This window comes from Thermobifida cellulosilytica TB100 (assembly GCF_001517975.1).
GTDB lineage: Bacteria > Actinomycetota > Actinomycetes > Streptosporangiales > Streptosporangiaceae > Thermobifida > Thermobifida cellulosilytica.
Window position 1 is genome coordinate 11,022 of record NZ_KQ950190.1, and the last position, 6,595, is coordinate 17,616.

Annotated in this window: 6 protein-coding genes and 2 pseudogenes; 6 read left to right on the forward strand and 2 right to left on the reverse strand. The window is 70.1% G+C overall.

Annotated features, from left to right (window positions below; all coding sequences use genetic code 11):
• From AC529_RS19085 to rpsD, 4 genes are all read left to right on the forward strand, one after another.
• A partial coding sequence (locus AC529_RS19085) for a glycerate kinase (RefSeq protein ID WP_157080288.1) occupies nucleotides 1-602 on the forward strand: 602 nt, incomplete at its 5' end.
• 209 nt (nucleotides 603-811) lie between these two features.
• The gene (locus tag AC529_RS19090; protein WP_068758728.1) at nucleotides 812-1,162 is read left to right on the forward strand and encodes a HesB/IscA family protein; all 351 of its coding nucleotides are present in this window, start codon (nucleotides 812-814) and stop codon (nucleotides 1,160-1,162) included.
• A 149-nt stretch (nucleotides 1,163-1,311) separates the two neighbouring features.
• Complete coding sequence (locus AC529_RS19095) at nucleotides 1,312-2,289, forward strand: carbohydrate kinase family protein (RefSeq protein ID WP_068758729.1); 978 nt, start codon at nucleotides 1,312-1,314, stop codon at nucleotides 2,287-2,289.
• A gap of 323 nt (nucleotides 2,290-2,612) precedes the next feature.
• Nucleotides 2,613-3,224, forward strand: a complete 612-nt coding sequence (gene rpsD, locus AC529_RS19100; RefSeq protein ID WP_068758730.1) for a 30S ribosomal protein S4 — start codon at nucleotides 2,613-2,615, stop codon at nucleotides 3,222-3,224.
• Between the two features lie 79 nt (nucleotides 3,225-3,303).
• Here the strand turns inward: rpsD and AC529_RS19105 are convergent, their stop codons facing one another.
• Nucleotides 3,304-3,540 (reverse strand): sulfurtransferase TusA family protein, encoded by a 237-nt coding sequence (locus AC529_RS19105; protein WP_068758731.1) that lies wholly within the window; start codon nucleotides 3,538-3,540, stop codon nucleotides 3,304-3,306.
• Nucleotides 3,541-3,909: 369 nt separating this feature from the next.
• Here AC529_RS19105 and ctaC point away from each other — a divergent pair, with 369 nt between their 5' ends.
• Nucleotides 3,910-4,785 carry an aa3-type cytochrome oxidase subunit II gene (gene ctaC, locus AC529_RS19110; protein ID WP_157080289.1) on the forward strand — a complete coding sequence of 292 codons (876 nt, stop codon included), beginning with the start codon at nucleotides 3,910-3,912 and terminating at the stop codon, nucleotides 4,783-4,785.
• Between the two features lie 165 nt (nucleotides 4,786-4,950).
• Nucleotides 4,951-6,040 (forward strand): annotated as a pseudogene (locus AC529_RS19115) (cytochrome c oxidase subunit I); the annotation flags it as partial.
• A gap of 53 nt (nucleotides 6,041-6,093) precedes the next feature.
• On the opposite strand, the pseudogene AC529_RS20655 reads toward AC529_RS19115, so the two are convergent.
• Nucleotides 6,094-6,595: pseudogene (locus tag AC529_RS20655) on the reverse strand (hypothetical protein); the annotation flags it as partial.

Here is a 6,595-nt window from a genome sequence, read left to right on the forward strand (position 1 = left end):
CCGTGGACCTGGCCGCCGCCCGCGCGCGGGTCCGCGGAGTCCGCCTCGTCGCCGCCACCGACGTCGACAACCCGCTGCTGGGCGAGCAGGGGGCCAGCGCCGTCTTCGGCCCGCAGAAGGGGGCCGACGCCGCCCTGGTGCGGCGGCTGGACGCCGCCCTCGGCCGCTTCGCCGGACTCACCGACCCCTCGGGGACCCTGCGCGACGCCCCCGGGTCGGGCGCGGCCGGCGGGCTGGGCTACGGCCTGCTGCTGCTCGGGGGCACGGTCGAGTCGGGCGTCGCCCGGGTCCTGGACGCGGTCGGGCTCGACGACCTCGTCGCCACCGCCGACGTGGTCGTCACCGGGGAGGGCTCCTTCGACTCCCAGTCGCTGCGCGGCAAGCTGCCGCACGGCGTGGCCCGCACCGCGGCGCGGCACGGCGTCCCCTGCCTGGTGCTGGCCGGGCGGGTCGCCGTGGACCGGGACGAGGCCGCCGCGGCGGGAGTCACCGCGGCCCACTCCCTGGTCGAGTCGGCCGGTTCCGTCCAGGCCGCGCTGGAGCGCTCCGGACCGGAGCTGCGGGCGCTCGCCGCCCGGGTCGCGAGCGCCTGGAAACACTGAGCAGCGGCCCTCCCCGGCCGCCCGCGGCGGCGACGGCGCGCAGGACGGGGCACGTCACCGGCCTCCGGTCGATGGCGACCGCTCGCCGGACGACCTACCCTGAGGGGTGAGCATCAGAGGGAATGCCGGAAACGACACTGACGTTCCCACGTCAGGAACCGACGGGTCGCCCGTGGCGGCGGCCACCCTGTTTTGGAGGAGTTTCGCACATGACGGCTCAGACTGAGGCCACCACGCAGGGGGTCACCCTGACCGACGCGGCGGTGGAGAAGGTCAAGTCGCTGCTGGCCCAGGAGGGCCGCGACGACCTGCGACTGCGCCTGGGTGTGGCGCCCGGCGGCTGCTCGGGACTGCGCTACCAGCTCTACTTCGACGAGCGCAAGCTCGACGGGGACATCGTGACCGACCACAACGGGGTCGAGCTCGCCGTCGACCGCTACAGCATGCCCTACCTGGAGGGCGCCACCATCGACTTCGTCGACACGATCGAGAAGCAGGGCTTCACGATCGACAACCCCAGCGCGCAGAGCTCCTGCGCCTGCGGCGACTCCTTCCACTAGTCGGCCGCGGCCGGTGGCGCACCGGCCCGGGCCCGCCCGGAGGCACTCCTCCCGGCGGGCCCTCGCCGTTTCCGGGGCCGTCCGGCCCGGCGCCGACGGATACAGTTGTGCCGTCCGCAACCCGTCATGAACCCGAGGAGCCCGCCGCCGTGCGCATCGCGGTTACCGGATCAATCGCCACCGACCACCTGATGACCTTCGAAGGCCGGTTCGCAGAGCAGCTCATCGCCGACCAGTTGGCGCAAGTCTCCCTGTCCTTCCTGGTCGACAAGCTGGAGGTGCGCAGGGGAGGGGTGGCCGCCAACATCAGCTTCGGCCTGGGCTGCCTGGGCCTCAACCCCGTGCTGGTCGGCGCGGTCGGCACGGACTTCGCCGAGTACGCCGCCTGGCTGGAGCGGCACGGGGTGGACATCTCGGGGGTGCACGTCTCCGAGATGCGGCACACCGCGCGGTTCGTGTGCACCACCGACCGCGACCACAACCAGATCGCCTCCTTCTACGCCGGGGCGATGGCGGAGGCGCGCAACATCGAGCTGTGGCCGATCGTCCAGCAGGTCGGGGGCATCGACCTGGTCGTGGTCGGCGCCAACGACCCCGAGGCGATGGTCCGCCACAGCGAGGAGTGCCGGGTGCGCGGGCTGGCCTTCGCCGCCGACCCCTCCCAGCAGCTCGCCCGCATGGAGGGCCCCGAGGTCCGCTCCCTTGTCGAGGGCGCCGAGTACCTGTTCGCCAACGAGTACGAGAAGGCCCTCACCGAGCAGAAGACCGGGTGGAGCGACGCGGAGGTCCTCGCCAGGGTGCGCACGCGGGTGACCACCCTCGGCGCCAAGGGCGTGCGCGTCGACCGCGCCGGAGAGCCCAGCCTGCACGTGCCCGCCGCCCGCGTCTCCGAGGCGGTCGACCCCACCGGCGGCGGCGACGCCTTCCGCGCCGGGTTCCTCGCGGCCGTCTCCTGGGGCCTGGACCTGGACCGCTGCGCCCAGGTCGGCAACGCCACGGCCGCGCACTGCCTGGAGGTGAACGGCCCGCAGGAGTACCGGCTGACCAGGCAGAGCCTCCTGGACCGGCTGGCCCGCTCCTACGGCGACGACGCGGCCGCCGAGGTCGCCGACCGCATCCCCGGGTGAACCCTGCGGCCCCGCACGGGCGGGGAGAGGCGGTTCGGTGGTCGGGGCAGTGGCCGAACCCGCGTAAAGTAGGTGTCCGACCCTCGTGTCCGGGCACTCGCCGGTGACCTTTTCCGATCCGCGCGTTCGGCACGAATCGCCCGGGCGCTGAGACGCGTGCCGGGAACCATCGCCAATGCCGTCGCGTGTGGGGTCGTCGCGACGGTGGGGAACAGACCCGTCCCGCGGGGACGGGCGGGGCCGTCTCACGACGCCTCCCAGAACTAGGCGAGCCTTACCTGGGATTCCCGTCTCTTTCCGAGAACCGAAAACGGAGGACTCGAATGCGCTACACCGGACCGAAGGTGCGGTTGTCCCGGCGCGCTGGCACCCCGCTGACCCGTAAGGCGGTCAGGTACTTCGAGAAGCGCCCCTACCCGCCCGGCGAGCACGGCCGCCGCGTGCGCCGCTCCACCAGCGACTACGCCGTCCGCCAGGCCGAGAAGCAGAAGCTGCGCTGGTACTACGACCTCTCGGAGAAGCAGCTCTCCCGCATCTACGAGAACGCCAAGAAGCGTCCGGGCCGTACCGGTGAGGAGATGATCGCCGAGCTGGAGCTGCGCCTGGCCACGGTGCTGCTGCGCGCCGGCTTCGCCGCCTCGATCTACGCGGCCCGCCAGTTCATCAGCCACGGCCACATCACCGTGGACGGCAAGAAGGTGGACATCCCGTCCTACCAGGTCAAGCCGGGGCAGATCATCGGCGTGCGGGAGAAGTCGCGCACCATGGTGCCCTTCGTGGAGGCCGCCGAGGGCGTGCACGCCGACGAGAAGATCGCCAGCTACCTCGCCGTCAGCCACAAGGACCTGCGGATCGCCGTGGTGGACCGGCCCAAGCGCGAGCAGGTGCCGGTGCCCTTCGACGAGCAGCTCGTCGTCGAGTACTACGCCCGCTGATCCCCAGCGGACGCCAGGGCCGCGCGACCTCGTCCGAGGTCGTGCGGCCCTCGCCGTAGCGGCGGCCGACACGCGCCGGTCAGTACATGCGGCGCACGTGGAAGGCGCTGCCCCGGGGGAGCGGGACCTCGGCGACGAAGGTGTGCCGCTTCATCCGGCACCACGCCGGGATGTCGGTCCGCGCCGCCGGGTCGTCGGCGGTCACCGCGATCACCGACCCGATCGGCACCTCGCGCAGGCGTCCGGCGAGCATGATGATCGGCACCGGACACTTGCGCCCGAGCGCGTCGATGGTCAGCAGCGGCTGCTCCAGCACCCCGCATCTCCTTGTCCGCTGGTGGTGTGTCCTAATCTTTACCCCCGCGGGCGGCTAAGAGGCACCCGGTGAGAGGTCTCGTGATCACGGCGATAATCTCGCCTTGAGCCAGTCCTGCGTTGCCCCGGGGCTGCCGAGGTTACGGTCAGGGCTGCGCCCTCACAAACGGACGCCACGCAACACGCTGACCAGCACTCCCCGGAAACGGGGGGCAGGGGCGTTCGCGATAATGTTTCCGCTTGACAGGCTTTTGACACAGGACCCGCCCGTACACACGGTGCGGCATCACCGCTGGGAAGGCAATCCGTGAGTCCGACCCGCCATAGGAATCGGCGCCACGCGCTGCGCCGATGGGCACCACGCGGCGCTGTGCTCGCCGCGCTGGCTGTGGCCGCGACCGGCTGCGCGTCGAACGAGTTCACTCGTCTGGGGCTGCCGGAGCCGATCACCGAGCAGGCAGAGCGTGTCCTCACGCTCTGGCAGGGCTCGTGGGTGGCGGCGTTCGCGGTCGGCATTCTCGTCTGGGGGCTGATCATCTGGTCGGTGATCGCCCACCGCAAGCGCTCCGAGCAGCTTCCGCCGCAGGTGCGCTACAACATGCCCATCGAGGCGCTCTACACCGTTCTGCCCATCATCGTCATCTCGGTGCTGTTCTACTTCACGGCCCGGGACCAGACCTACCTGCTGGAGACCGACGAGCCCGCCGACGTCTACGTCGACGTGAACGCGTTCCAGTGGAGCTGGCAGTTCACGTACGAGAAGGAACTCGACGTCAACGGCAACCCGGTCTCCGTCGCCGGCGTCCCGTCCACCTCCAAGGACGAGCTGCCGGTCCTGGTGCTTCCGAGCGACAGCGTGGTGCACTTCGACCTGGACGCTCCCGACGTCATCCACTCGTTCTGGATCCCCGCGTTCGCGTTCAAGATGGACGCCATCCCGGGGCACCCCAACGAGTTCCAGGTCAAGATCAAGCCCGGTGTCGAGGGCGACTACGAAGGCCGGTGCGCCGAGCTGTGCGGCTTCGACCACTCCCGCATGCTCTTCACCCTGCGCGTGGTCACTCCGGACGAGTACCGGGCCTGGATCGAGGAGCAGAAGGCCAATCCCCAGGAGCTGCCCGCCAGCCCCGACGTGCAGGAGGAGACTCCCGCTCCCGACCAGGGCCAGGACACGGCCTCCCAGGATGCCGCCGCCCAGGACTCCTCCGACTCCGCGGCCGCGGCCGAAGAAGAGGACGGTCAGTAGATGACGACGACTGCTACCCCGACGGCGACTACGCGGACGCCCGCCGCGGCGCGGCGGCCCGCCCAGGGCTCCAAGATCGTCGGCTGGATCACGTCGACCGATCACAAGGTCATCGGGTACATGTACCTGATCACCTCGTTCGTGTTCTTCATCGTCGCCGGCGTCATGGCGCTGCTGATCCGCGCGGAGCTGATGCTCCCCGGCATGCAGTTGATGAACAACGAGACCTACAACCAGTTGTTCACCATGCACGGCACGGGGATGCTGTTCCTCTTCGCCGGCCTTCCCCCGGCTCAACCAGTTCGGGTACTCCCTGTTCCTGTTCGGCAGCCTGATCGCGCTCTCCGGGTTCTTCACCCCGGGCGGCGCGGCGAGCTTCGGCTGGTTCGCCTACGTGCCGCTGTCGGACGCGGTGCGCTCGCCCGGCCTCGGCGGCGACCTGTGGATCATGGGCCTGGCCATCGGTGGTCTGAGCACCATCCTCGGCGCGGTCAACTTCCTCACCACGATCCTGTGCATGCGCGCCCCCGGCATGACCATGTTCCGGATGCCGATCTTCACCTGGAACGTGGCGCTGACCAGCGTCCTGGTGCTGCTGGCCTTCCCGGTGCTCACCGGGGCCTTCGCCGGACTGGCCGCCGACCGCATCGTCGGGGCGCAGATCTTCAACCCCGAGCACGGCGGCCCGATCCTCTACCAGCACCTGTTCTGGTTCTTCGGCCACCCGGAGGTCTACATCATCGCGCTGCCGTTCTTCGGCATCGCCACCGAGATCCTGCCGGTGTTCAGCCGCAAGCCGATCTTCGGCTACAAGAGCCTCATCGGCGCCCCCCTCTCCACCGCCGGCCTGTCCATCGCGGTGGGGGCGCACCACGTGTCCCCCCCCGGCGCGGTGCTGCTGCCGTTCTCCTCCTTCATGACCTCCCTCACCGCGGTCCCCCCCGGGGTGAAGTTCTTCAACGGGACCGGCACCATGGGGCGCGGCCAGCTCTCCTTCGAGTCGCCGATGCTGTTCACGATTGGCTTCATGGTCCCCTTCCTGTTCGGCGGCCTGCCCGGGGTGATCCTGCCCTCCCCGCCGCTGGACTTCCACGTGCACGACTCCTACTTCGTGGTCGGCCACTTCCACTACGTGATGTTCGGCACCGTGGTGTTCGCGATGTTCGCGGGCTTCTACTTCTGGTGGCCCAAGCTCCCCGGGAAGATGCTCAACGAGACGCTGGCCAAGTGGCACTTCTGGACGCTGTTCTTCGGCTTCCACGCCACCTTCCTGGTGCAGCACTGGCTGGGGGCCGAGGGCTGCCGCCGCTACCTGCACGCCCTGGACCTGCGGCTCGGCGTCTTCGACTTCTGCGTCACCGACGACGACCAGTGGTACTTCCTGGCGTTGGGGAACTGCTCGCTCTTGGTGAAGTCCTTGACGGTGATCAGGCCGCGCAGCCGTCCCTGCTCGTCGACGAGGGGAAGCTTCTCGATCTTGTTGTCGCGCAGCCGCACGTCCGCGCTGATGCGGTACTCGCCGTCGCCGGTGGTCTCGGAGCGGTGCGCCATGATCCCGACCATGCCCTCGGACAGGTAGGTGTCGGTGAAGATCTCCCAGATGCGCTCGCCGCTGAACTCGCAGACGCCGCCCTTGCCGGACTGGCTGTTGACCCGGATGACGGCCTCGTAGGTGCGGCCGACGTCCTTGGGGTCGATCGGCAGGTACGGCACGTTCCACCGGTACTCGTCCACCGGGACGCCCGCCGCCGCGGCGAGGCCCCAGCGCACCCGGTGCCTGACCTGGCGGTAGTAGCGGGCGGTGAGGCTG

Coding starts and splice junctions, on each gene's coding strand:
- AC529_RS19090 (WP_068758728.1), top strand. CDS start 812: ATGACGGCTCAGACTGAGGCCACCACGCAGGGGGTCACCCTGACCGAC.
- rpsD (WP_068758730.1), top strand. CDS start 2,613: ATGCGCTACACCGGACCGAAGGTGCGGTTGTCCCGGCGCGCTGGCACC.